We start from the raw sequence: 22,889 nt of genomic DNA on the forward strand, positions 1-22,889 counted from the left end.
CGTGCGGGTTCGTGTCGGGCGCTCGGGGTTCGTTGTTGGGCGGGGCCGCGCCGGGGGGTGTCCGTCCTCGGAACGGCGCGGAATCGGTCACCTATAAAGGGCGCCCGTGTTGACGCGCCAACCGCTGCGGGCGGACACCCCCCGACACGGCCCCTCACCGCCGTTGCGCTGTGCGGCTCCGCTGGGGTGCTTCCGGCCGCTTTCCGCCGTCGCGGCCGGCTCAGCACTGTGCGTCCGTGGTCGCGTGGGCCGAGGCTCGGGTCAGCCGGCGGGTTCCGTGGAGGAGGAGGGCTGCCGCTGCGATGCCGCAGACGAGAGTGGGGATCGCGCCGGGGCCCCAGTTCTCCGCGAGGGTGGTCACCGGGGTCCCCAGGGCGTCGCAGCCGGGGAGGCGGGACGCGAAGGCCGTGGCCAGGGCTGTTGCCTCTGTGGCGGCCGTGGCCGTGAGGATCAGGACGGGCGCGTGGGTGAAGCCGTGGGTGGTGAGCAGGCGGGAGAGGAAGAGGAGTGCGCCGAGGGTGAGCGTCTGGGCGTACGGGGCCGGCTCGTCCAGGGCTGCTGCCGTTACGGCAAGAAGGGCCGTCAGCGTGGACAGGTAGAGGGCGAACGCGCCCAGGAGGAGGGGGCGTACGGCTGCCGCGAAGTCCTCCAGGCCTCGGCTGGCCGTCACTTTGCGGCGAGCCCGGGTGGTGAGGAGGTGGGCGCTCCAGGCGGCGGGGGCCAGGGAAAGGGCCAGGGCGAGCGCGGGGGCGCCTGACATGGGCCAGGGGGCGTTCGCGGCGCCGGTGGGGAGGGTGTCGGGGCCGCCGGTGAGGGCGGAGTGGAGCAGGCCGTCGCCGAGCAGGGCGTAGGCGATCAGCCAGCAGGTGAGGGTGCGGGTTCGGGGGTGGGTGGGGTGGGTGGTGCGCAGGGGGCCTCTGGCCAGTGCCGCGCGGAGGGCCAGGGTCACGGTGAGGGTGCCCACGGCCGCTGTGATGAGGCGCGACTGGCCGTGCGTCAGGTGAATGCCGGTGAGGGTCGCCGCGCTCAGGGCGCCCGGCAGCAAGGTCAGCAGCGCCCAGTCAGCGCGGGCCCGGGGGATCTCGGGGGGCGCGGCCGCTGCGGCGGGTTCGCTTTCTCGGGACGCGCGCGCGTACATCTCCTCGGCGAGTGAGAAGACGTCCCGGTGGCGGAAGCGGGTCGCGGTGCGGTCGGTGACGCCGTGTGCCTCCAGGCCCGCCGCGATCTCCAAGGGGTCGACGGCTCGTTCGCACAGCTCTCGATGGCGGTGCATCAGGGCCTTGACCGGGTCCCCGGCGGTTCGGCGTGGGGTGGAAGCGGCCTTGGGGGTGGGTGTGGGGGCCGGGGTGGGGGTGCGTGTGGTGCGGTGGGCGGGCGCGGGGTGGTCTTCGTGCGCCTGGAGCGCTTTGGAGATGGGCGCCACGTGGGTGCGTGCCTCCGCGCGGGAGGCGTCGGCGGTGTCCGGCGTCGTGCGCCCCGTCTCCCCCGTCGTCCACTCCTGCGACCGCGCGTCCCACGCGCCGGGGCTGTCCGGGGTGCCTGGTCGGTCCAGTTCGCCCAGGTCGCTCATCGCGCTCCCTCCGTCGCGGGCAGCGGGGTGTTGGCGCGCACCGGAGGGCCTGCCGCCCAGCCGGGGCCGCCGCGGGCCACTACGCGGGCGGCGGGGCCGGTCCAGCGGCCGGGCATGTGGGCCTCGGCGGGGACGGCGAACGGGCGGGGTTCGCCCGTGGTGTCGTCCAGGACGACCCGGCGGACCGGGTGGCGCGAGACGATCTCCAGGTAAATGCTGTGAAATGCCGTGATGTTCTGTTCGACGGTGAACAGCTCGAGCGCCCGGGCGCGCGCGGCAGCGCCGAGGCGTGCGCGGCGCTCGGGGTCGCGCAGCAGCGCCACGCACGCCTCCGCGAGCGCCCGCGGATTGCGCGGGGGTACGACGAGTCCGGTACCGCCGATCACCTCGACCACGGCGCCGACGTCGGTGGACACCGTCGCGCGGCCGCAGAACATGGCCTCCACCAGGCTGATCGGAAAGCCCTCGACGACGCTGGACAGCACGGTCACCGCGCCGGACGCGTACGCCTCGGCGGGGCTCGGGATGTCCGGGCCGCCGATCTCCTCGAAGGACACCGGGTTGTCGCCGACGGAGTGGAGACCGTCCGCCTCGTCGGGGAAGAGCTGGGCGGCGAGCGCCTTGCAGTGGCCGAGGTAGGCCGCGCCCTCGCTGCCCGCCGGGACGCCGATGATCCGCAGGCGGGTCTTCGGCTCCTCCTTGCGGACCTCAGCGAAGGCGTGGAGGAGGGAGATCAGGTCCTTCGTCGGTTCCACGCGGCCGACCCATGCGAGCGTGTCCGGGTCCGCGCACTCCGGGGACTCGCCGACCTCCGCGAAGCGGCCGGCGTCCATGCCGGGGTAGACGGTGCGGATCTTGTCGCGGTCGGCGCCGCAGCGTTCCTGCCAGCGGCGGGCGTGTGCGTTGCCGGGGGTGACGAGGGCGGCCCGGGCGTAGACCTCCGCGGCGAGCCTGCCGTGGAAGGCGGCGAGCAGGGCGCGTACCGACGGGGAGGCCTCGGTGGCGGAGAGGTAGTGCGCGCGCAGCTGGACGCCGTACTCGGTCACCAGCAGCGGTACGCCGGAGAAGTGCCGGGCGAGCAGGCCGGGGAGCGCCGCGGGGCCGCCGGAGGCGGCGTGGCAGAGGTCGACCGAGCCGAGGCCCGCGTCCTCGTACCAGTCGAGGGACAGGGGGCGCAGGGCGCGCTCCAGGTGTGCGGCGACGGCGAGCAGATCGGGGACGCGTGCCTCACGGGCCGCGCGGTGGGCGCCCGGCGTACGACAGGCGCGCTCCAGGGCGCGTACGGCGATCTCGGACCGGAGTGCGCCGGTCAGCCCGCCCTCGTCGCGGGCGAGTTCGGCGAGGCCGTACAGCGCGCTGCCGAAACGGTCCGCCTCAGCGGCCGAAGGGCTCTCGGAGCGGCCCGCGCACAGGACGGCCGCCAACTCGCCGTAGTGCTCGGCGAACCGTCGGCGCGCGCGGCGCCCGAGCACGGTCCCGTCGTCCTCGGCGGTCCACAGCGGTGCCGTGCGCACGCGGCTGACCTGCGGCGGAAGCGTGACCCAGCCCTCGTCCTCCTGCCGCCGGCTGCGGCTGAGCGCGTAGATGTCGAACTCATGTTGATCGAGCCCGCGCACGAGCCGGTCGCACCACAGCCTGGCGTCACCGCTCACATACGGATAGCCACCCTCCGTAAGCAGTCCGATGCGCACGAGTGCACCCCCGATCTCCCGTATGGGGAGCCGCCGTTGACCCGGCGGCTCGCAGCGGGACGAACGTATGCGGACAAGGCGGTGGCGCGATGGACGGTTGTCCATCGCGCCACCAAAAGGGGTGAACGGCCGTAACTTTCCCGTGCGGGTCGCGTTCGATCGCGCTAAGAGATCAAGCAGTTACGTTACGTCAGGCAACGGCCAGTTCCCGACGAGCCGCTCTGCGCCGCGTGGCCTCGTCGGGGTCGAGTGCCGGTACGGCGGCCAGGAGCTGCTGGGTGTACGGGTCCTGGGGGTTGTCGTACACCTCGTCGGCCGGTCCGGACTCGACGATCCGGCCGCGCCGCATCACGGCCACGCGGTCGCTGACCTGTCGTACGACGGCCAGGTCGTGCGCGACGAAGACGAGCGCCAGTCCGAGTTCGCGCTGCAATTCGCCCAGCAGGGCCACCACTTGGGCCTGCGTGGTGACGTCCAGCGCGGAGACGGGTTCGTCGCAGACGATGACGCGCGGGTCGGCGGCGAGCGCCCGGGCTATGCCCACGCGCTGGCGCTGTCCGCCGCTGAACTCGTGCGGGTAGCGGTCGTAGTGCGCCCCTTCGAGCCCCACGCGCTCCAGCAGTTCTGTCACGCGCCCCCTGATGCGCTGCTCGTCGCGCTCGCCCCGCGCGCGGAGCGGGTCGGCTATGGACTCGCCCACGCTGCGGCGGGGGTTGAGGGAGGAGACGGGGTCCTGGAAGACCATCTGGATGTCGGGGCGCACTCCGCCACCGGGCTTGATCTCCCCGGCCGTCGGCTCCAGCAGGCCGACCAGCATCCGGCCGAGTGTCGTCTTGCCGCTGCCGCTCTCCCCGACCACGCCGAGCGTCTCGCCCCGGCGGACGGTCAGCGAGACGTCGTCGACGGCCGTGAACGCCTTCTTGCCGCGCCCGAACTCGCGCCGCAGGCCCGTCGCCTCCAGGACGACCTCGCCGGGCTTCCCGACAGCCGTCCGGGGCGCGTCCACGCGCGGGACCGCGGCGAGCAGGTCGCGCGTGTACGTCTCCCCCGGCTGCCCGAGCACCGTGCCGACCGGCCCATGCTCGACGGCCCGTCCGTGCCGCATGACCAGTACCTCGTCGACGCTCTCCGCGGCGACACCCACGTCGTGGGTGACGAGCAGCAGCCCCATGCCGGTCTCCTCGCGCAGGGTGTGCAGCAGGTCGAGGATCTGGGCCTGGACCGTGACGTCGAGGGCGGTGGTCGGTTCGTCGGCGATCAGCAGGGCCGGTTCGCAGGCGAGCGCCATGGCGATCAGTGCGCGCTGGCGCATTCCTCCGCTGAACTCGTGCGGGCGGGACCGGGACCGGTGTGCCGCGTCCGGGATTCCCACGCGGTCCAGTACCTCGATGGCACGCGCGCGTGCGGCTCGTCGCGACACGCGCGTGTGCACGCGGTACACCTCGGCGATCTGGTCGCCGATCGCGTAGTACGGGTCGAGGGACGACAGGGGGTCCTGGAAGACCATCGCGGCCTTGCCGCCGCGCAGTCGTCGCAGCTCCTCGTCCGACGCCTTCTCCACGTCGACGCCGGCGACCTCGATCGAGCCGCCGACCCGCGCGCCCGTGCCGCGGTGCAGCCCCAGCAGGGCGGCGGCGACGGTGGACTTGCCGGAGCCGGACTCGCCGACCAGGGCGAGGGCGCCCCCCTGTGCCAGCCGGAAGGAGAGCCCGTCGACGGCTCGCAGCGAGCCGAACTCGACGGTCAGGTCGGTGACATTGACCAGGCTGTCACCCATGTTGACCAGGTCGTCGGTGATATTGACCGTACTCATGCAAGCACCACCCGTCGGTCGGCCACCGCGTACAACACGTCCGCGACGGCGTTGGCCAGGACCACGAAGAAGCCGATGACCAGGACCATGCCGACCACGACGGGAAGGTCGATCACATTGACCGCGTGGACCAGTTCCTGTCCGATGCCGGGCAGGCCGAACAGTGTCTCGGTGAGGACCGCGCCGCCGACCGCGCTGCCGAAGTTGTTGGCGTTGAGCGCGATGACGGGCGCGAACGCCCCGCGCAGCGCGTGCCGTCCGATGACGGACCGCTCGCCGAGGCCGTACGCGCGGAAGGTGCGGATGTGGTCCTCGGCGAGCGTCTCCAGCATCGACGCGCGCGTGAGGCGGGCGAACGCGGCGGCCTCGATGAGGGCGAGGGACAGCCAGGGCAGCAGCAGGTTCCAGGCCCACTGTTCCGGGTCGTCGGTGAAGTTCACGTACTGCGGGAACGGCAGCAGTTGGAGCTGTCCGCAGACGACGATCATCAGGACCAGGCCGATGACGAAGACCGGCGTGGCCACGCCGGCGAGCGTGACGCCGGTCAGCAGCCGTTCGCTGAGCCGGCCGCGCCGCCAGGCGGACAGGACGCCCGTGCCGACGCCGAGGATCAGCCACAGCACCATCGCGCCGAACACCAGCGACAGGCTGACCGGCAGCTTGTTCAGGATCAGCTGGGTGACCTGCTGGTCGCTCTGGTACGACAGCCCGAGGCAGGGCGCCGAGCAGTGCTCCACGGAGGTGCCGGTGGAGTAGTCCTGGCCGGCCACGAGGCCCTCCAGGAAGTGCCAGTAGCGCACGTACAGGGGGTCGTCGAGCCGGAGCTGCTGGGCGACCTGGTGCACCTGTTCCGGCGAGCAGCGCGGACCGCAGGTGATCTGGGCGACGTTGCCGGGGGTGACGTAGAAGACGACGTAGACGATCACCGAGATGGCGAACAGGGTGACGACGGCGCCGAGGACGCGCCGCAGGAGAAAGCCGGTCATGCCTTGGCCTCCCTCTTGCGGCCGGTGCCGACGCGCAGCCGGGACGCCGCGCGCGGGTCCAGGGCGGTGCGTACGCCGTCGCCGAGGACGGTCAGGGCGAGGACGGTGACGAAGAGCGCGCCCGCGGGCAGCAGCAGGTACTGCGGGGCGGCCTGGTACCAGACGTCGGCGGCGGTGAGCATCTGTCCCCAGGACGGCGTCGGCGGCTTCACACCGACGCCGAGGAAGGACAGGGCCGCCTCGGCGGAGATGTTGGACGGCACCAGCAGCGCCGCGTAGGTGATGATCGGCGCGGCGATCCCGGGCAGCAGCTCACGGCGGGCGATGCGCCAGGTGCCCCAGCCGCTGAGCCGGGCCGCGGCGACATGGTCGAGCTGTTTGAGCGTGAGCGTCTGGGCGCGCACGATCTTGGCGATGCTGCCCCACCCGATCAACCCGATGACTCCCGCGACCAGTACAGGCCGCGGGAAGCTCGCCGGGACGATCGCGAGCAGCGCCAACGACATGATCATGAGGGGCATGGCGACGATGACATCCGTGAACCTGCTCAACAGTTGATCAACCCATCGACTGCCCAGCGCGGCCGATACACCCACGACGACACCGATCAACACCTGGACGACGGTCGCGGCCAGCGCGACCCCCAGCGAGACCCGGGCGCCGTACACGAGCCGTGCGAACAGGTCGCGCCCCGTCTGTGGTTCGACGCCCAGCCAGTGGTCCCCGCCGATGCCGCCGAGCGACCCGACGGGCACACCGCCGCGCGCGGAGTCGACCAGGGAGGGGTGGTAGGTGGTGGGGTCCTGGCCCTCCAGCGCGGTGAGCAGGGGCGCCGCGAGGGCGACCAGGACGAGCAGCGCGACGACGCCCGCCGCGACCACGGCGGCCCGCTGCGTCCGCAGCCGCCGCCAGAACTGACGAGCCCCCGAAACCCCCGGGACGGCTGCCCCGGGGGTCTCGACGGCGACAAGTGCCTCGCTCATCGGGTTACTTGACCGCGACCTGCGAGATGTCCAGCACACCGGTCCAGTCGCTGATCACGACGTTCTTGATGTCCTTGCCGACCAACCGCTTGTAGACCGGGTGGAACAGCGGCACGGTCAACGCCTGCTCGCCGATCTTCTTGTCCAGCGCACCCCACCTCTTGGCGGCGGCGTCAAGATCGGTCAACTTGTTGATCGCGTCGATCTCGGCATTGACCGACTTGTCATTGAGCAGGCCCGAGTTGAAGTTCGCGCCGTCCTTGACGATCTGACGGCCGTCGAAGATCGGGGCGAGGAAGGGGCCGCCGGAAGGCCAGTCGGCACCCCACGCGGTGAGGAAGAAGCCCGGCTCGGTCTTCACGCTGTGGATGGTGTCCGAGTAGTTGTTGTCCTCCAGGCCCTGGAGCTTGACCGTGATGCCGGCCTTCTTGAGCGCGTCCTGGAGCGCGGTCGCGATCTCGGGGCTGGTCTTGAAGTTCTGGGCGTTGTTGTGGGTCAGCGTGACGGTGAGCCCGTTCGGGTAACCGGCCTCCTTCAGCAGCTCCTTGGCCTTGGCCGCGTTGCCGGAGTCACCCGCGGGGAACAGGTCGTACGGCTCGTAGCCGAAGGACTTCTGGTTGGGCAGGAAGGTGGTGGCGGCCTCGGCGAGCGACGACCCGCCGGCGGCGTTCACGACCGACGAGCGGTCAATGGCGTACGAGATCGCCTGCCGCACCTTGACGTTGTTGAACGGCTTGACGGTCGGGTTGAACGCTATGTAGTTCGTGTAGCCGAAGTGCCCGGTGCCGACCCGCGCGGCGAGCTCCTTGTCGCCGGTCACCTTGGCGAGCTCGGCGGGGCCGAGGTTGGTGTCCGTGGTGACCGCCGCCGAGTCCGCACCCTGGGACGCCGACAGTCGCTGGTTGATCACCGCGGAGTCGAGCCCGGACTTGACGTCGATCTTGTCCGGGTAGGCCTTGCGCTCGGCGTCCGTCGCGGCGGACCAGTACGTGTTGCGCTCCAGGAGGACGGTCTCACCGTCGTTCTCGTTCTTGACCACCTTGTAGGGGCCGGACGAGACCGGGTGCTCCTCGTACTTCGTGCCGGTGTCCTTGGCCTTCGGCACGGGCGCGAACTGCGTCTGCGTGGCCAGGAAGGGGAACTCGCCCTCGGGCTTGTTCAGATGGAAGACGATGGTCCGGTCGTCCGGCGTCTCGATCGCGCCGAGCCCGCCCTTGTCCTTGTACGGCCCCTGGTAGTCGGCCGCGCCGACCAGCCAGTCCCGCAGATAGGGCGCGCCGCCGGACAGCTCGGGCGCGAAGGAGCGCTCGATGCCGTACTTGATGTCGGCCGAGGTGATCGCGGTGCCGTCCTCGTACTTGAGCCCCTTCTTCAGGGTGTACGTCCACTCGGTCGCGTCCTTGTTGGGGCGCCCGGTGTCGGTGGCGAGGTCGGGGATGACCTTCGCGCCGGCGGCGCCGCTCTCGCGGTTGCGGGTGGTGAGGGTGCGGAAGACGAGGGAGGGCACGTTGCCGCCGCCCGAGGTGTACAGCCGGGCCGGGTCGAAGTCGGTCTGCGGCTCGGAGTTCAGGACCGTGAGGGTGCCGCCCTTGTGGGGCGCGGAGTCGCCACCGGAGCTCTTGGCATCGTTGTCCTCGGGGCCGCAGGCGGCGGCGCCCGCGGCCAGAACCAGGCTTACGGATGCCGCGGCCACGCGGCGCGCGATGACGGACGGTTGACGCATCGGAGACGACCTCTCGAAGGATGAATCTGCCCATCTCGGATAACGAGACAGATTGACGAAGGGTGAGACGGAGGTGAACAGACGTCTGCCCGGGCGTCAGGTCGTCGAAAAACCGCGAGCGACGGCTCACGGGAGAAAGAAAAGATCGCGACGCGAACGCCAGAGGGCGGACGTCAGCGACAGTGAATGTCGGCCACGCACAACGCGGTCACGCCGATGAGCGCCAGCTCGATGGCGGCGCGGACGGAGGCGTGACGGGACGACATGCGCAGAAAATTAGTACGACTTTTCTGCGCATGTCAACGTGACCTGTGAGGCGTCCGTCAACTCCCGGGATACGGCCAGGGGTTGGGCAGACAGTGGATTCCGTTGTGGTCCAGGAACTTGGTCTGCTGCTGCATGACCGGGGCGAGTTCGCCGTCCTTGTCGCAGGTCACGTGGTGGTTGCCGAGCCGGTGGCCGACCTCGTGATTGATCAGCATCTGCCGATAGGCGTGGATCTGGTCGCCGTAGGTCTTGGACCCCTGCGCCCATCTGAACGCGTTGATCATCACGCGCTCGGTGGCGGCCGAATCGCAGGACACGTTGTCCACGGTCGTGTCCAGACCGGACTTGGCGCACCACTCCGCCGTGGTGCCCGGGCTGGCGAGGGTGATCACGAAATCGGGCTTGCCGGAGTAGATCCGCTCGAAGGTGCGGGCGCCGTTGTGGGCCCAGCTCCGGTCGTCGTTGAGCGTCTTCTGCACCGCGTCGGCGAACAGTTCCGCGTCGAGCCCGATCCCCTGCTCGACATCCACTCGGTAGGTGTACTTCTGCCCTCTGCCGGGCGCCTTGGCGACGCTCTTCACCGCGTCGAACTTCCCCGACCCCTTCAGCCCGGCGGCCAGCGCGTACTTCTTGTCCATCTTCTGCGCGTACGTCAGCGTCGCCACGCCGGGCGACGACGGCGTCGGCCGCCCGTCCCCGCGCGAGGCGGAGTCGCGGGCGTCCCGCGCCTGGTCGTTGGCCGACTGCGACTGTACGGGCGAGTCGTCCTGCCGCTCGGCGACCTGACCGGCGACGACGACGGCCAGCACGGTGGTGACGGCGGCCGCCGCGATCCCGGTGAACGTCCGCCCCTTGCCGCCCTTACCGCGCACGGGCTCACCGGCGGGCGGCCCGTCCTCGCCGTCGCCGTCGCCCTCGGCACCGGTACGCGGTTCCGGGACGGTCCGCCAGTCGCTGACGGAGGCGTACGGGTCGGTGGCCACGGCGGCGTGCGCGGTACGGCGGGAGAACTCGGCGCCCTGACCGGTCCGCGACGCGAACAGGTCGACGTCCTGGTCCCCGAAGGCATCGAGATAGTCCTGCCGAGGCCCTACCCCCCGCCCGCGCCGGGGATCACTGGGAGCCGCCCGCCCCTGCCGGGGATCACCGGGAGGCGCCTGCCGCTGCCGGGGCAGCGCGACACCGGGTTGCCCGGAGGCCGCCCCGTGCGCCCCCAACTCACCCCAACCGCCCCCGCCTTCACGCTGCTCGGGGTGACCACCCCGCACGCGAGGGCTGCCGTGCGCAGGAGTGCCGTCAGCGAACCGGGGCACACCGCGAGCAGGGGTGCCATCGGGAAGCCTCGGCACACCACGAGCAGGCGTCCCGTCACCGAAGCGCGGTACACCACGAGCTGGCGTCCCATCCTGAAGCCTGGGGACACCTTGGGCCGGCGTCCCGTCGGCAAACCTCGGCACACCGCGCGCGGGCGTCCCATCCGGGAGTCGAGCCCCCTGCGGGATCCGATAAACCGGATCCCCGTAGACCGAAGGCCCGCCTACCGAAGGCCCAGCCCCCTGCGGCCGACCCGCACCCGCACCTTGCTGTCGCCCGGCGCCCGGCTGCCCCGCAGCCCCGCTCTGCGGCGACGAGACCTGCCCCTGTCCTCGCGGCCCCGGAGAACCCTCGTCCCCCCGGCCGCCTCCCCTTGCGGATATGTCCGCGGAGTCGCCCTTGGGGGCGGGTCCGCGGCGGCTGTGGCGTCCCACGTCGCCCCTCAGCCCCCCGCACCAGAAGACTCGACCACGTCATCGATGCCGTCACCCGCGCGCGCGGAGCCGACGTCACCGCCGGACACCGCCTCCGAGGCCAACGCTCCCTCGGCGCCACCCCTGTTGACTCCACCAGCACCCACGCCCGCCTCCAAGTCACCCTGGCTCGCGAGGAGTTCGGTGAACGCCCGGGCCACTGTCTCCGGGTATTCCATCATCGCCACATGCCCCGCGTCCGGCAGGGTGAGGAGTCGGGAGTCGCGGAACGCGCGGGCCGCCTTGCGGGCCATGCGGTAGCCGACCAGCTGGTCGCGGCCGCCGTAGACGAGGAGTGTGGGCGCGAGGACGCGCTCGGCCTGACGCCACAGCGCGTGCTGCCCGCCCAGCGTGTACGCGTTCACGATGCCGCGCGCGGAACGCGTCATCGCGTCCCAGAAGTACGGCAGTTGCTGCCGCCGCTCCATCTCCTCGACGGCATGCCGGAACCCTTCCGGCGTCACGCGCTCGGGATCGCCGTAGCAGAGCGCCATGACTCCGCGGACACGCTGCTCGGCCGTCCAGTCGCGGCTGAGCCGGGTGAAGAGCGCGGTCACCCCGGGCACCGCCAGCAGCGCCGTGGGCACCGCGCTGCGCTGCACGCGGATCTCCGGCAGCGCCGGCGAGACAAGGGTGAGCGTGCGGACGAGGTCGGGGCGCACCGCGGCTACCCGCGTGGATACCGCGCCGCCGAGGGAGTTGCCGAACAGGTGCACCGGCCCGCGCCCGGAGGCGTCGAGATAGCGGATCACCGCACGCGCGTGTGCGCTGATCGAGTAGTCGCCGTCGTCCGGTGGCGGCGAGTCCCCGAAGCCGGGCAGATCGACGGCCTCGCCGTCGACCACCGCGTCGAGCTCCTGCATCAGCGCCGACCAGTTCTGCGAGGAACCGCCGAGGCCATGGACGTAGAGCGCGGCCGGCAGCCCCTCACGCGCGGGCGGCCTCGACCGCACCGTCAGCGTGATCCCCGGCAGCCCGACCGAGCGCAGCCGCTCACCTTCCGCGACCCTGACGGCCGCCACCTTCGGGAGCACATTGGTGGCCGGCACGAACGGCACCTCGGTCGAAGACATGCGGCAATGTTACGAGACGATCACGCACTGGTTCATGTGTTCGCCGTCACAGGCTGCACCCAGATCCCAGCTCACGCCCCGCCTCATCTCCCGACCGGCCTCCCACCCCCTCCCCCGCCCCGGATCGCATAGCGCCGGAATCGTGTGTCTCCTAGGCTCGTACGCAGGGCACCCGCATGTGGCCCCCTGCTTCCCCAGGGACGTTCTAGGAAGGGAGCCCGCCATGGCCTACGACCCCAGCGACCCCGACACCTTCGAGGACGGCGACCGCGCCGAGCTCGATGTCGAGGCCCCCGAGAACGACGCCGCCGAACAGCGGACGGACGTCACCACGGACCGCGACGACCCGCTGACCGGCGTCGATCCCGGTCGGGCGAACGAGGCGGACCTCATCGAACAGGCCCGCGTCGTCCGGACCGACGAGGACGACTACCGCTGACCGCACCCACCGCGACGGTGAGCGGGCGAGGTCCGGAGAGGTCCGGCCATTGCCCGGTCGATCCCTCTTTGAAACCTTTGGGAGGCTTTCGTCATCGTCCGGTACGTGAAATTCTGCGCTCGCACCGCGCACACCACGGTTACCGAAAAGTACGATGGCGGCGCGGCGCACACCGCAAGTGGACGAGTTATGGGAGGCGGCGTGACAGCCATCGAGCAGACAGAGGCGGCGCGCCCGCGAGGCACGCGCCTGCCGCGCCGTGCCCGACGGAACCAGCTGCTGGGCGCCGCCCAGGAAGTCTTCGTGGCGCAGGGCTACCACTCGGCCGCGATGGACGACATCGCCGAGCGCGCCGGCGTCAGCAAGCCGGTGCTCTACCAGCACTTCCCGGGCAAGCTCGACCTCTATCTCGCGCTGCTGGACCAGCACTGCGAGTCGCTGATCGGCTCCGTACGGCAGGCGCTCGCCTCGACGACCGACAACAAGCAGCGCGTGCGGGCGACCATGGACGCCTACTTCGCGTACGTCGAGGACGACGGCGGTGCCTTCCGGCTGGTGTTCGAGTCGGACCTGACGAACGAGCCCGCGGTGCGCGAGCGCGTCGACAAGGTCACGAACGAGTGCGCCGAGGCGATCTGCGACGTCATCGCGGAGGACACCGGTCTGTCGCGGGCCGAGTCCATGCTGCTGGCCTCCGGGCTCGGCGGCCTCGCCCAGGTCGTGGCCCGTTCCTGGCTGCACAGCGACCGCAGCGTCCCGCGCGACCAGGCGGTCCAGCTGCTGACGTCGCTCGCCTGGCGAGGCATCGCCGGTTTCCCGCTGCACGGCATCGACCACCACTGACCGCGCGCGTGCGGGGACATTTGTTCCCGTCCGCTGTTCGCTCCTGGCGTTCTTGCGCGGAGCGTGTACGTCCCCTCACCGGGCTAATGTGTGCGGGGTACGGCGCGGAAGGACGCGCACTTCACTGACCGTCGGAGGGACATAGCCGTGGAGGTCAAGATCGGCGTGCAGCACGCGCCCCGCGAGATCGTTCTGGAGAGCGGTCAGAGTGCCGAGGAGGTCGAGCGCGTGGTGGCCGAGGCGCTCGCCGGAAAGTCGCAGCTGCTGAGCCTCACGGACGAGCACGGCCGCAAGGTCCTGGTCCCGGCCGACCGTCTCGCGTACGTCGAGCTCGGTGAGCCGGCGCCGCGCAAGGTGGGCTTCGGCGCGCTGTAGGCAGACGCATACGGAAGGGCCCGGCGACTTCACGGTCGCCGGGCCCTTCTCGTCGTACGAGCAGCGCTCCTCAAGATTCTTTTCTCCACATATGGAGCACAAGTCGCGCACAGAGGAGGATTGCATTCCGCAGGTCACGGGTATGACGGGCTACGACCGACATACGCAGCGTGGCCGTGTGGGAGGGACTCTCAATGATGTTGCTGGAAGCGCTCGGCTCCGCTCTGCTCGGTCTCGTCCTGGCGGCCGTCGCCGCCCACCGCCTGGCCCACCGTCTGCCCGCCCGATCCCTGGTCTTCGCAACGGGCGTGGCCGGTGCCCTCTTCGGCGCCTTCATCACCCACAGCGCCCTGGGGACGGGCAGCGTCCTGCTCACCCTGATCGGCGCGACAGTGGTCTCGATCGCGTCCCTGTCGCTCCTGCTCCGCCCGGCGGGCAGACTCCGCCGCCGATCAGTCGCGGCCTGACCTTTCCAACGCCCTTCAGGGGAGCGCCCCTCAGGGGCGCGGGGCTGTATTGACTTGCGACTACCGCCGCGTGGGCGCGATCAGCCACACGAAACCCGCAGCCGCCCTCACACAGAAGCCCCCGCCCCTTGGGCGCTACGCCGCCAACCCCAGCGCAGCCATCCGCTTCGTGTGCGCCTCGGTGATCCGCGAGAACATCCGCCCCACCTCGGCGAGATCGAACCCGTCGGCCACCCCACCGACGAGCATCGTCGACAGCGCGTCCCTGTCAGCGACAACCCGCTGCGACTGCGACAGCGCCTCACCCATGAGACGCCGAGCCCACAGAGCGAGACGCCCACCCACGCGCGGATCTGCGTCGATCGCGGCCCGCACCTTCTCGACGGCGAACCCGGCATGCCCGGTGTCATCGAGAACGGCGAGCACCAGCTCCCGCGTGTCCGCGTCCAGCCGAGCCGCGACCTCGCGGTAGAAGTCACTCGCGATCGAGTCCCCGACGTAGGCCTTGACGAGCCCCTCCAGCCAGTCCGAGGGCGCCGTCTGCCGGTGGAAGCCGTCCAGCGCGGCGACGAACGGCTCCATGGCCTGCGTCGGCTCCGCGCCGATCTCGGTCAGCCGGTCGCGCAGCTTCTCGTAGTGGTGGAACTCCGCCGACGCCATCTTCGCCAGCTCCGCCTTGTCCGCCAGCGTCGGCGCCAGCTTGGCGTCCTCCGCGAGCCGCTCGAACGCCGCGAGTTCGCCGTAGGCGAGTGCGCCGAGGAGGTCGACGACCGCGGCCCTGTACTGCGGCTCCGTGGAGGCCGTGGCCCAGTCCTGGGCCGCCACTCCGGTGGGCTCGGCGGGTGCGTCAGAGGTGTTGTCAGGCGTCGTCATGAAGCGCACAATAGTCCGCTCGCCGAGCCTTGGAAGGCCCTGGTCAATCAGTGTGACGACGACTACGTGACCAAATCGGCCATCGCATGTGCGTGATTCCGAGGTATGGTGGTAATGCGCCTGCCGAGTATTCGACGGGCTGCACGTATGAGGATGCCCGGTCGGTGGCCCGATCGGCTCCGACCTGACAGCTCTCCTCGCCCGTACGGCACTGTGCGTACGGCACCCGGAGGGACCCTCAGCGGTTCGAGCGCTAGAGCGTCGGCAGAGGTCCCGTGTCATTACGGACTGGTCCGTAAGGCAGTCGACGTCCCCAGCACGGTCTTCAAGAGACCCCCGAGCTCGCCTCGCACCGCGCACACAGAAGAGGCAGCACCCTGACTACGACGTTCAGAGATCTCGGAATCCTTCCCGAGACCGCCGAGGCCCTTGAGGCCGTCGGCATCATCACCCCCTTCCCCATCCAGGAGATGACCCTCCCCGTCGCCCTCTCCGGCACGGATGTCATCGGCCAGGCCAAGACCGGCACCGGCAAGACGCTGGGCTTCGGCCTCCCGCTCCTTGAGCGCGTCACCGTCCCCGCTGACGTCGAGGCCGGCCGCGCCGCCCCCGAGGCGCTCACCGACGCCCCGCAGGCCCTCGTCGTCGTCCCCACGCGCGAGCTGTGCCAGCAGGTCACCAACGACCTGCTGACCGCGGGCAAGGTCCGCAACGTACGCGTCCTCGCCATCTACGGCGGCCGGGCCTACGAGCCCCAGGTCGAAGCCCTCAAGAAGGGCGTCGACGTCATCGTCGGCACCCCGGGCCGCCTCCTGGACCTCGCGGGCCAGAAGAAGCTCAGCCTCAAGCACATCAAGGCACTCGTCCTCGACGAGGCCGACGAGATGCTCGACCTGGGCTTCCTGCCCGACGTCGAGAAGATCATCAACCTGCTGCCGGCCCGCCGTCAGACGATGCTGTTCTCGGCGACCATGCCGGGCGCGGTCATCGGTCTCGCGCGCCGCTACATGTCGCAGCCCACGCACATCCGCGCCACCGCGCCGGACGACGAGGGCAAGACGGTCGCGAACACCGCGCAGTTCGTCTACCGCGCGCACAACATGGACAAGCCCGAGATGGTCGCGCGCATCCTTCAGTCCGACGGCCGGGGACTGGCCATGGTCTTCTGCCGCACCAAGCGCACCGCGGCCGACCTCGCCGACCAGCTCAAGCAGCGTGGCTTCGCAGCCGGCGCGGTCCACGGCGACCTCGGCCAGGGGGCCCGCGAGCAGGCGCTGCGCGCCTTCCGTAACGGCAAGGTGGACGTCCTCGTCTGCACCGACGTCGCCGCCCGCGGTATCGACGTCGAGGGCGTCACCCACGTCATCAACTACCAGTCTCCCGAAGAGGAGAAGACGTACCTGCACCGCATCGGCCGTACCGGCCGCGCGGGCGCCAAGGGCATCGCGATCACCCTCGTCGACTGGGACGACATCCCGCGCTGGCAGCTGATCAACAAGGCGCTGGAGCTCAACTTCAACGACCCGCCGGAGACGTACTCCACCTCCCCGCACTTCTACGAGGAGCTGAACATCCCCGCGGGCACCAAGGGTGTCCTGCCACGTGCCGAGCGCACCCGCGCGGGCCTCGACGCGGAGGAGCTCGAGGACCTGGGCGAGACCGGCGGCCGTGGTGGCCGCGGTCGCGGCGACCGGAACGACCGGGGTGGTCGTGGCGGCCGGGACGAGTCCCGTTCCGCCGACCGCGAGCGCCCGTCCCGTACGCCGCGCCGTCGCCGTCGTACCCGCGGCGGAGCCAATCCGGACGGGGCCCCGGCGCCCACCGCCGAGGCGACCGCGCCGTCCGCGGACACCGCGCTGACCGAGGACGCCCCCGCGTCCCGCACCCCGCGCCGTCGTCGCCGCACCCGTAACGGTGCCGCGCCGGAGCAGGCGCAGGCCGTGGCCGTGACGCCCGAGGCCACTCCGTCGGAGGCCGCGGAGGCCGCCGTGGAGACGGCCGAGGTCACGGAGACGAAGCCGCGTCGACGCCGTACCCGCAAGACCGCGGAGCCGGTGGCCGCCGAGGTGACCGAGGTCGTCGAGGCCGCACCCGTCGCCGCGCCTGTGGCCGTCGCCGAGCCCGAGGCTCCCGTCGCCGCGCCGCGTCGTCGCACCCGCAAGGCCACGGCACCCGCCGAGACCGCGGTCGACACCGCCGAGGCGACCGAGGCCACGCCGCGCCGCCGCACCCGTAAGACGGCGGAGCCGGTCGCCACCGAGGTCGTCGAGGCCGCTCCTGTGGTCGCCGCCGAGCCCGAGGCTCCGGCCGCCGCGCCGCGTCGTCGTACGCGCAAGACGGCTGCCGCCGCCGAGGCCGTGGTCGACACGGCTGAGGCCGTCGAGGCGAAGCCGAAGGCACGGCGTACCCGCAAGGTCGCCGTCGCCTCGGAGGCCCCCGCCGAGGCCGCCCCGGAGGTCGCCGAGGCCAAGCCGCGCCGGACGCGGAAGACCGCCGCCGTTGCCACCACGGCTGCCGAGGCCGCCGTCGACACCGCCGAGGCCGTCGAGGCCAAGCCGCGTCGTACGCGGAAGAAGGCCGCTGCCGCCCCCGAGATCCCGGCCCAGGCCGCGGAGGCTCCCGCCGAGGCGGAGGCGAAGCCGCGCCGGACGCGCAAGACCGCGGCCACCCCGGCCGCCGAGGCCGCCGTCGACACGGCGGAGGGTGCGGAGGCCAAGCCGAAGGTACGGCGTACGCGCAAGGTCGCTGCCGCCGCGGAGGCTCCCGCCGAGGTTGCCGAAGCCGTCGAGGCGAAGCCGCGTCGTACGCGCAAGACGGCTGCCGCCGCGCCGGAGACGACCGAGGCGAAGCCTCGTCGGACCCGTAAGGCCGCTGCGTCCGCCGAGATCCCGGCGCAGGCCGCGGAAGAGGCGGAGGCCAAGCCGAAGGTACGGCGTACCCGTAAGGCTGCGGCCGCTTCGGAAGGCTGAGCGTTCGTTTGTCGCTGACGGCCCGGTCCACCGCGTGTGGGCCGGGCCGTCGGCGTTAGGGGCGCCTATGAGAGGGGGTGCAACGGTTCTTGTGCGACTGCGGGTCGTGGGGGTTGGTCGCGCCCACGCGGCGGAGCCGCAAATCGATACAGCCCCGCGCCCCTGAACGGCGCCACCCAACCCGGCACTCTCCCCTCCCGCCCTATAGCCTCACCCCATGAGCCGTCCCCCCACCTTCGCCCCACCCCCCGGCGCCCGCGCCTACTCCCTGCGCACCTCGCGTGGTGAGTTCGCCGTCGTGGACGCTCCGGTGGCGGACGGTGTCGCGGTTCGTGGGACGGCGCTGCTGCTGCCCGGGTTCACCGGCAGCAAGGAGGACTTCAACCCGCTGCACGAGCCGCTCGCCGCGCGCGGGTACCGGACCGTCGCCGTGGACGGGCGCGGGCAGTACGAGTCGGACGGGCCCGAGGCCGATGAATCCGCTTACGCCCAGGACGAGTTGGCGAAGGACGTGCTCGCGCAGGCCACGGCTGTCGGGACGCCCGTTCACCTTGTCGGGCACTCGCTCGGTGGGCAGATCGCCCGGGCCGCCGTACTCCTCGATCCCGGGCCGTTCCTCTCCCTGACCCTGATGGCCTCGGGCCCCGCCCAGATCTCCGGCTCCCAGCAGCAGCGCGTCAAGCTGCTGCGGGACGCCCTCGCGGTGATGAGCATGGCGGAGGTGTGGGCGGCGATCCAGGCCATGGAGCCGCCCGAGGAGACCGAGACCGGCGACCTGGACGAGGGGCTCGACGACCGGGACGATCTGCGGCGACGCTGGCTGGGCAACAAACCCGCCCAACTCATCGCCACCGGACGCCAGTTGTGCACCGAGCCGGACCGGGTCGGTGAACTGGCCGCCGTACCGCTGCCGTTCCATGTGCTGTCCGGGGCGCACGACGACACCTGGCCCGTCCCGCTCCTCGACGAGATGGCCGTACGGCTCGACGCGCACCGGACCGTCGTCGCCGGCGCCGAGCACTCCCCCAACACCGACCGCCCCCTGGAGACGGCCCGCGCCTTCGCCGACTTCTGGGACGGCATTCCCACGGGCTAGGGCCTGTCCGGCGGATCATGCCGCAGACGCGGGGGCTCACCGCACCACATGAGGCACCGCGGCTTTCCTGCGACCTGATCCGCCGGACAGGCCCTAGTACTGCGTCCGCAAGTGCTCCCAGAAGCCGTCCCGCAGCGCCCGCCGCAGGTCCGCCTGGCCGCGCAGGGAGTACTGGAGCAGCCCCTCCGCCTCCACCAGCAGGTCCTGGTCGACCGAGCCGGGCAGATACGGGTGGCCCGGCAGCAGCTCCACCAGGGCCTCGCGCCCCCGCGCCGCCAGCCACTTCGCCGCGATCTGGGCACCCACGAAACGAACGTCCTCGCGGGTGGGCCGGTTCACGGAGGCCTCGTACCCGGCGGCCGTGCGGCGGGCGACGTACGGCTTGAAGAACTCGAGGTCGAAGACGCGCTGGCTGTCCACCTCCCAGAGCAGGGGCTCGGCCTGGTTGCGACCCTCGGGCGCCTCGATGCCCCAGAGGTGGACACGGGCGCCGTAGCCCTGGGCGGCCTCCACCGCCGAGACCAGGTCCTCGTCGCCGCCGAGCAGGGCCGCGTCACTGATCGCGCGGTGCCGGGCGAGGGACTCCAGGTCGGAGCGGATCAGTGAGTCGACGCCCTTCTGCTGGTTGTTGGCGTTGAGATTGCCCAACCGCACCTTCACGTCCGGGAGTTCGGCGATCGACTGCTGCTCGGCGGTGTGGATACGGCGGCGGGCGCCGTCGTACCAGTAGACCCTGAGGAGTCTGCTGTCCGCGAAGATCGTGCGAGCCCGGTCGATGAGCGCCTCGATGAGTCCCTCGGCGTCGAGGTCGAAGGCGCGGCGGTCCTCCGTGCCGGCGACCAGACGTCCCGCGGCCGCGTACAGATACCCCGCGTCCACGAAGATCGCGTGGGTCGAGGGCGTCTTCGCCACCTCGGCGAGCATGCGCTGCAACAGCTCGTTGGTGTGGTCGATGCGGGCGCCCAGCGCCTCGTGGTCGTCGTTCATCGCCACCATTGTCCCGGCGGTCACGCTGCGAACACAACCGGTCCCGGTCAGTCTCGTACCGACCGCTTACCGGTCAGTAGTTAGTCGTTCGAAAAATTTCTTTAGCGTAGGGAATGTTTGTAACACGCAGCCCGTTAGATACAGACGTACGCAGATGTTCTCCTCAGGAGGATGACCAGACGAAGGGAGAAGCCCATGCGCTTCGAAATCATGCGACTCGACGATGTCGACGGTACCCCCGTGGACAGCACCGTCGTGGACGCCGCCTCCGTCAACCGGATCGTTCAGCAGGCCGCCGCCATCGGACAGCGTCTCTGGATTCGCCCGGCCGACACCACGGCCTCATAACCAACACAGCTTCAGAGCCCCCGTACGGCAACGATGTCGTACGGGGGCTCTGCGCTTTCTCAGCTGCCCCGGATCACCTGGGTGATCCCGTTGATGATCTGCTGCACGGCGATCGCGGAGAGCATCATGCCCGCGAGCCGGGTCACCAGGACGACGCCGCCGTCCTTGATGACCCGGATGATCAGCAGCGAGTACCGCATGACCAGCCACAGCACGACATGGATGGCGAGGATCGCCGTCCACACCGACACCTGCGTGGCGACGCTGTCGGCCTTCTGCACGGCGAGGATCACGGACACGATCGCGCCCGGCCCGGCCAGCAGCGGCATGCCCAGCGGCACCAGGGCGACGTTGACGTCCTTGGTCTGCTTGGGCTCGTCGGTCTTGCCGGTGAGCAGGTCCAGGGCGATCAGCAGAAGCAGCAGTCCGCCCGCGATCATCAGCGCGGGAACGGAGACATGCAGGTAGTCGAGGATCTGGTGGCCGAGGAGCCCGAAGACCGCGATCACTCCACCGGCCACGCAGACGGCCTGGAAGGCCATCCGCTTCTGCACCTTGCCGGGCCGGCCGGCGGTCAGGGCGAGGAAGATCGGGGTGATCCCGGGGGGATCCATGATGACGAACAGGGTCAGGAAGAGAGAGCCGAAAACGGCAGCGTCGAACACGAAAGAGCCTTGCGGAGAGAAAAGAGCAGATCAGATGGGCCGAGGACGATCCCTCAGGCCCCGCCGGTCCCCGGCACCGGGAACGCGCCCGTCGCCCGCCGGATGATCTCCCCGTACACCTCGGGGTCGGTCCGGTACTCGCCGAGCGTCACCGTCTTGCGGCTGCCGTGGTAGTCCGAGGAGCCCGTGACGAGCAGCCCCAGATCGGCGGCGAGGCCGCGCAGCCGGTCGCGCGTCTCGGCGTCGTGGTCCATGTGGTCGACCTCGATGCCGTCGAGCCCGGCCGCCGCCATCTTCGCGATCGCGTCCTCAGGGACCGTACGGCCACGCTTGCTGGCGCCCGGGTGCGCGAAGACGGTGACCCCGCCCGCGGCCTTGACCAGCCGGATCGCCTCGAAGGGGTCCGTCTCGTGCTTCTCCACATAGGCCCGGCCGCCGTCCGCCAGCCAGTCCTCGGTGAAGGCGTCGCTCACGGTCGGTACGACACCCAGTTCGACCAGCGCGGTCGCGACATGCGGGCGGCCGACCGAGCCGTCGCCCGCGATCCGCGCCACCTGCTCCCAGGTGACGGGCACGCCCAGCCCCTGGAGCTTGGCGACCATGCCCCGGGCCCGCGGCACCCGGTCGTCCCGCACGAGCTCACGCTCGGCGAACAGCGCCGGCTCCTCGGGGTCGAAGAGGTAGGCCAGCAGGTGCATGGAGACGCCGTCGATACGGCAGGACAGCTCGGCGCCGGTGACGAGGGTGAGCCCCTCCGGGAGCGCGGCGACGGCCTCGGCGTGACCGCGGGTGGTGTCGTGATCGGTCAGCGCGACGACGTCCAGCCCGGCAGCGGCGGCGTTGCGCACCAGCTCGGCCGGGGTGTCCGTGCCGTCGGACGCGGTGGAGTGGGTGTGCAGATCGATACGCACGACGCGAACTCCAGGCGGTGACGGTACGGGTGGGGACGCTCAAGGATAACCGGATTTTCGAGCACCACTGTCACACCCGAAACCTGTGAGCGACCTTTACACACACCCACCTAAGGGGCGCGGGGCCCCGCTGAATTTGCGGCTACCGCCGCGCGGGCGCGACCAGCCGGCCCGAACCCACAGCCGCCCACCGGGCAAACCCGGCACCCCAGTGGGCGCTACGGCTTGAGCAAGCGCGGCGACAACGCCCCGCAGGGCACCAACTCCAACTCCGCCCCCGCGTCCCGCAGATCCGTCAGCACCAGCTCGTCGTACATCAGCAGCCCCGACTGCTCGGGCCACACGACCGCCCACAGCCACAGCCCGAGCGCCTCGCCCGCGAACACGGCCCGGTCCTCGGGGGTGCCGGAGACATGCCACAGCGGTGTCGGCCGGCCGGCGGCCAGCACCTTGGCCTGGGGTGGCTTCTCGACGCTCATGTACGGTCCCGGGTCCGGCCCGTCGATACCCGCGTACCGCGCGCCGAGGCCGACGCCGAGCTCCTCGGCGACGAGGATCAGCTCGCCGAAACCGCCGAGCGGTCCGGGCCCCGAGCACGCCACAGCCGTCGCACGCCCGCCGCTGCGGTCGTCACCGGCACTGCCGACGCCCGTGAAGAGCCAGCCGACCGGCAGCGGCCACGGCATCCACACCGGCACCTGCGTGCGATGCACCACGACGCCGAGGGCCTCGACGCTGGGCGGGATCACGGGCTGCAGCGGGTGCACGGTCCCGTGCACATCGCACTGCCAGGAATCGGCGAAGAGTCCGGGAGCCCTGACCCGGCCACCACACTTCGGGCAACTGGGTTCGCCCCTCATAGGGCCCCACGGTCCTACCCCTGCCCCGCCACGTCAAGGACGATCACCCGTCCGGACGGAACCGCTCACCGTACGGAACTAGATGTAGCTTGCATTAATTAGCGTCCCTAACTTACTATGTGCATATACCAACCATCTCCGAACCTGACCTGAACATCGGAAA

The 22,889-nt window shown here is 71.1% G+C and carries 21 protein-coding genes; 7 read left to right on the forward strand and 14 right to left on the reverse strand.

The annotated features are described in order from the left end of the window. Nucleotides 1-220 precede the first annotated feature (220 nt). The 9 genes from OG885_RS16040 to OG885_RS16080 form a co-directional block, all read right to left on the reverse strand. Entirely contained in the window at nucleotides 221-1,570 is a 1,350-nt protein-coding gene (locus OG885_RS16040) for a hypothetical protein (protein ID WP_405731493.1), read from the reverse strand. Next, complete coding sequence (locus OG885_RS16045; protein WP_405731496.1) at nucleotides 1,567-3,261, reverse strand: DUF3492 domain-containing protein; 1,695 nt, start codon at nucleotides 3,259-3,261, stop codon at nucleotides 1,567-1,569. Before OG885_RS16045 ends, OG885_RS16040 begins: the two co-directional genes overlap by 4 nt. Nucleotides 3,262-3,451: 190 nt before the next feature. Further along, entirely contained in the window at nucleotides 3,452-5,074 is a 1,623-nt protein-coding gene (locus tag OG885_RS16050; RefSeq protein WP_405731499.1) for a dipeptide ABC transporter ATP-binding protein, read from the reverse strand. Further along, nucleotides 5,071-6,060, reverse strand: a complete 990-nt coding sequence (locus tag OG885_RS16055) for an ABC transporter permease (RefSeq protein WP_405731502.1) — start codon at nucleotides 6,058-6,060, stop codon at nucleotides 5,071-5,073. Before OG885_RS16055 ends, OG885_RS16050 begins: the two co-directional genes overlap by 4 nt. Next, on the reverse strand, nucleotides 6,057-7,043 hold the full coding sequence (locus OG885_RS16060) for an ABC transporter permease (RefSeq protein WP_399948558.1): 987 nt from the start codon (nucleotides 7,041-7,043) through the stop codon (nucleotides 6,057-6,059). The genes OG885_RS16055 and OG885_RS16060 overlap by 4 nt, the downstream gene beginning before the upstream one ends. A 4-nt stretch (nucleotides 7,044-7,047) precedes the next feature. Further along, nucleotides 7,048-8,766 carry an ABC transporter substrate-binding protein gene (locus OG885_RS16065; protein WP_405731505.1) on the reverse strand — a complete coding sequence of 573 codons (1,719 nt, stop codon included), beginning with the start codon at nucleotides 8,764-8,766 and terminating at the stop codon, nucleotides 7,048-7,050. Nucleotides 8,767-8,939: 173 nt separating this feature from the next. Then, entirely contained in the window at nucleotides 8,940-9,032 is a 93-nt protein-coding gene (locus OG885_RS16070; RefSeq protein WP_329334993.1) for an Ms4533A family Cys-rich leader peptide, read from the reverse strand. Nucleotides 9,033-9,089: 57 nt separating this feature from the next. Then, complete coding sequence (locus tag OG885_RS16075) at nucleotides 9,090-10,781, reverse strand: DUF3152 domain-containing protein (protein ID WP_405731510.1); 1,692 nt, start codon at nucleotides 10,779-10,781, stop codon at nucleotides 9,090-9,092. An 8-nt stretch (nucleotides 10,782-10,789) separates the two neighbouring features. Beyond that, complete coding sequence (locus tag OG885_RS16080) at nucleotides 10,790-11,893, reverse strand: alpha/beta fold hydrolase (protein ID WP_405731513.1); 1,104 nt, start codon at nucleotides 11,891-11,893, stop codon at nucleotides 10,790-10,792. A 223-nt stretch (nucleotides 11,894-12,116) separates the two neighbouring features. On the opposite strand from OG885_RS16080, the gene OG885_RS16085 reads away from it, so the two are divergent. From OG885_RS16085 to OG885_RS16100, 4 genes are all read left to right on the forward strand, one after another. After that, complete coding sequence (locus OG885_RS16085) at nucleotides 12,117-12,332, forward strand: hypothetical protein (RefSeq protein ID WP_399948566.1); 216 nt, start codon at nucleotides 12,117-12,119, stop codon at nucleotides 12,330-12,332. 201 nt (nucleotides 12,333-12,533) lie between these two features. Then, entirely contained in the window at nucleotides 12,534-13,175 is a 642-nt protein-coding gene (locus tag OG885_RS16090) for a TetR/AcrR family transcriptional regulator (protein ID WP_329334999.1), read from the forward strand. A 147-nt stretch (nucleotides 13,176-13,322) separates the two neighbouring features. Continuing rightward, a complete protein-coding gene (locus OG885_RS16095; RefSeq protein WP_059192479.1) occupies nucleotides 13,323-13,550 on the forward strand; it encodes a DUF3107 domain-containing protein in 228 nt (75 codons plus the stop codon). A gap of 197 nt (nucleotides 13,551-13,747) precedes the next feature. After that, nucleotides 13,748-14,017, forward strand: coding sequence for a hypothetical protein (locus OG885_RS16100; protein WP_405742751.1), 270 nt, complete (start codon nucleotides 13,748-13,750; stop codon nucleotides 14,015-14,017). Between the two features lie 135 nt (nucleotides 14,018-14,152). Here the strand turns inward: OG885_RS16100 and OG885_RS16105 are convergent, their stop codons facing one another. After that, a complete protein-coding gene (locus tag OG885_RS16105; RefSeq protein WP_399948568.1) occupies nucleotides 14,153-14,890 on the reverse strand; it encodes a ferritin-like fold-containing protein in 738 nt (245 codons plus the stop codon). 470 nt (nucleotides 14,891-15,360) lie between these two features. Between OG885_RS16105 and OG885_RS16110 the strand changes: the two genes are divergently transcribed. Together OG885_RS16110 and OG885_RS16115 are read left to right on the forward strand one after the other, a co-directional pair. Continuing rightward, nucleotides 15,361-17,859 (forward strand): DEAD/DEAH box helicase, encoded by a 2,499-nt coding sequence (locus tag OG885_RS16110; protein ID WP_405731518.1) that lies wholly within the window; start codon nucleotides 15,361-15,363, stop codon nucleotides 17,857-17,859. Between the two features lie 217 nt (nucleotides 17,860-18,076). Next, entirely contained in the window at nucleotides 18,077-18,955 is an 879-nt protein-coding gene (locus OG885_RS16115; protein WP_405731521.1) for an alpha/beta fold hydrolase, read from the forward strand. A 93-nt stretch (nucleotides 18,956-19,048) separates the two neighbouring features. On the opposite strand, the gene OG885_RS16120 is transcribed toward OG885_RS16115, so the two are convergent. Next, on the reverse strand, nucleotides 19,049-19,942 hold the full coding sequence (locus tag OG885_RS16120) for an NYN domain-containing protein (protein ID WP_405731524.1): 894 nt from the start codon (nucleotides 19,940-19,942) through the stop codon (nucleotides 19,049-19,051). A gap of 195 nt (nucleotides 19,943-20,137) precedes the next feature. Here OG885_RS16120 and OG885_RS16125 point away from each other — a divergent pair, with 195 nt between their 5' ends. Further along, nucleotides 20,138-20,290 (forward strand): hypothetical protein, encoded by a 153-nt coding sequence (locus OG885_RS16125; RefSeq protein ID WP_020136747.1) that lies wholly within the window; start codon nucleotides 20,138-20,140, stop codon nucleotides 20,288-20,290. Between the two features lie 59 nt (nucleotides 20,291-20,349). Here the strand turns inward: OG885_RS16125 and OG885_RS16130 are convergent, their stop codons facing one another. The 3 genes from OG885_RS16130 to OG885_RS16140 form a co-directional block, all read right to left on the reverse strand. Continuing rightward, nucleotides 20,350-20,955, reverse strand: coding sequence for a MarC family protein (locus OG885_RS16130; protein ID WP_405731528.1), 606 nt, complete (start codon nucleotides 20,953-20,955; stop codon nucleotides 20,350-20,352). Between the two features lie 53 nt (nucleotides 20,956-21,008). Further along, entirely contained in the window at nucleotides 21,009-21,866 is an 858-nt protein-coding gene (locus OG885_RS16135) for a PHP domain-containing protein (RefSeq protein WP_405731531.1), read from the reverse strand. A gap of 218 nt (nucleotides 21,867-22,084) precedes the next feature. Next, nucleotides 22,085-22,726, reverse strand: coding sequence for a DUF6758 family protein (locus tag OG885_RS16140; protein ID WP_405731534.1), 642 nt, complete (start codon nucleotides 22,724-22,726; stop codon nucleotides 22,085-22,087). Between the last annotated feature and the right edge of the window lie 163 nt (nucleotides 22,727-22,889).

This window comes from Streptomyces sp. NBC_00028, from assembly GCF_045041065.1.
GTDB lineage: Bacteria > Actinomycetota > Actinomycetes > Streptomycetales > Streptomycetaceae > Streptomyces.

Excerpts from the sequence above, each read along its gene's own strand:
- OG885_RS16040 (WP_405731493.1), bottom strand. The coding sequence starts at position 1,570 with ATGAGCGACCTGGGCGAACTGGACCGACCAGGCACCCCGGACAGCCCC.
- OG885_RS16050 (WP_405731499.1), bottom strand. The coding sequence starts at position 5,074 with ATGAGTACGGTCAATATCACCGACGACCTGGTCAACATGGGTGACAGC.
- OG885_RS16055 (WP_405731502.1), bottom strand. The coding sequence starts at position 6,060 with ATGACCGGCTTTCTCCTGCGGCGCGTCCTCGGCGCCGTCGTCACCCTG.
- OG885_RS16060 (WP_399948558.1), bottom strand. The coding sequence starts at position 7,043 with ATGAGCGAGGCACTTGTCGCCGTCGAGACCCCCGGGGCAGCCGTCCCG.
- OG885_RS16065 (WP_405731505.1), bottom strand. The coding sequence starts at position 8,766 with ATGCGTCAACCGTCCGTCATCGCGCGCCGCGTGGCCGCGGCATCCGTA.
- OG885_RS16070 (WP_329334993.1), bottom strand. The coding sequence starts at position 9,032 with ATGTCGTCCCGTCACGCCTCCGTCCGCGCCGCCATCGAGCTGGCGCTC.
- OG885_RS16080 (WP_405731513.1), bottom strand. The coding sequence starts at position 11,893 with ATGTCTTCGACCGAGGTGCCGTTCGTGCCGGCCACCAATGTGCTCCCG.
- OG885_RS16085 (WP_399948566.1), top strand. The coding sequence starts at position 12,117 with ATGGCCTACGACCCCAGCGACCCCGACACCTTCGAGGACGGCGACCGC.
- OG885_RS16100 (WP_405742751.1), top strand. The coding sequence starts at position 13,748 with ATGTTGCTGGAAGCGCTCGGCTCCGCTCTGCTCGGTCTCGTCCTGGCG.
- OG885_RS16105 (WP_399948568.1), bottom strand. The coding sequence starts at position 14,890 with ATGACGACGCCTGACAACACCTCTGACGCACCCGCCGAGCCCACCGGA.
- OG885_RS16110 (WP_405731518.1), top strand. The coding sequence starts at position 15,361 with ATGACCCTCCCCGTCGCCCTCTCCGGCACGGATGTCATCGGCCAGGCC.
- OG885_RS16115 (WP_405731521.1), top strand. The coding sequence starts at position 18,077 with ATGAGCCGTCCCCCCACCTTCGCCCCACCCCCCGGCGCCCGCGCCTAC.
- OG885_RS16120 (WP_405731524.1), bottom strand. The coding sequence starts at position 19,942 with ATGAACGACGACCACGAGGCGCTGGGCGCCCGCATCGACCACACCAAC.
- OG885_RS16125 (WP_020136747.1), top strand. The coding sequence starts at position 20,138 with ATGCGCTTCGAAATCATGCGACTCGACGATGTCGACGGTACCCCCGTG.
- OG885_RS16140 (WP_405731534.1), bottom strand. The coding sequence starts at position 22,726 with ATGAGGGGCGAACCCAGTTGCCCGAAGTGTGGTGGCCGGGTCAGGGCT.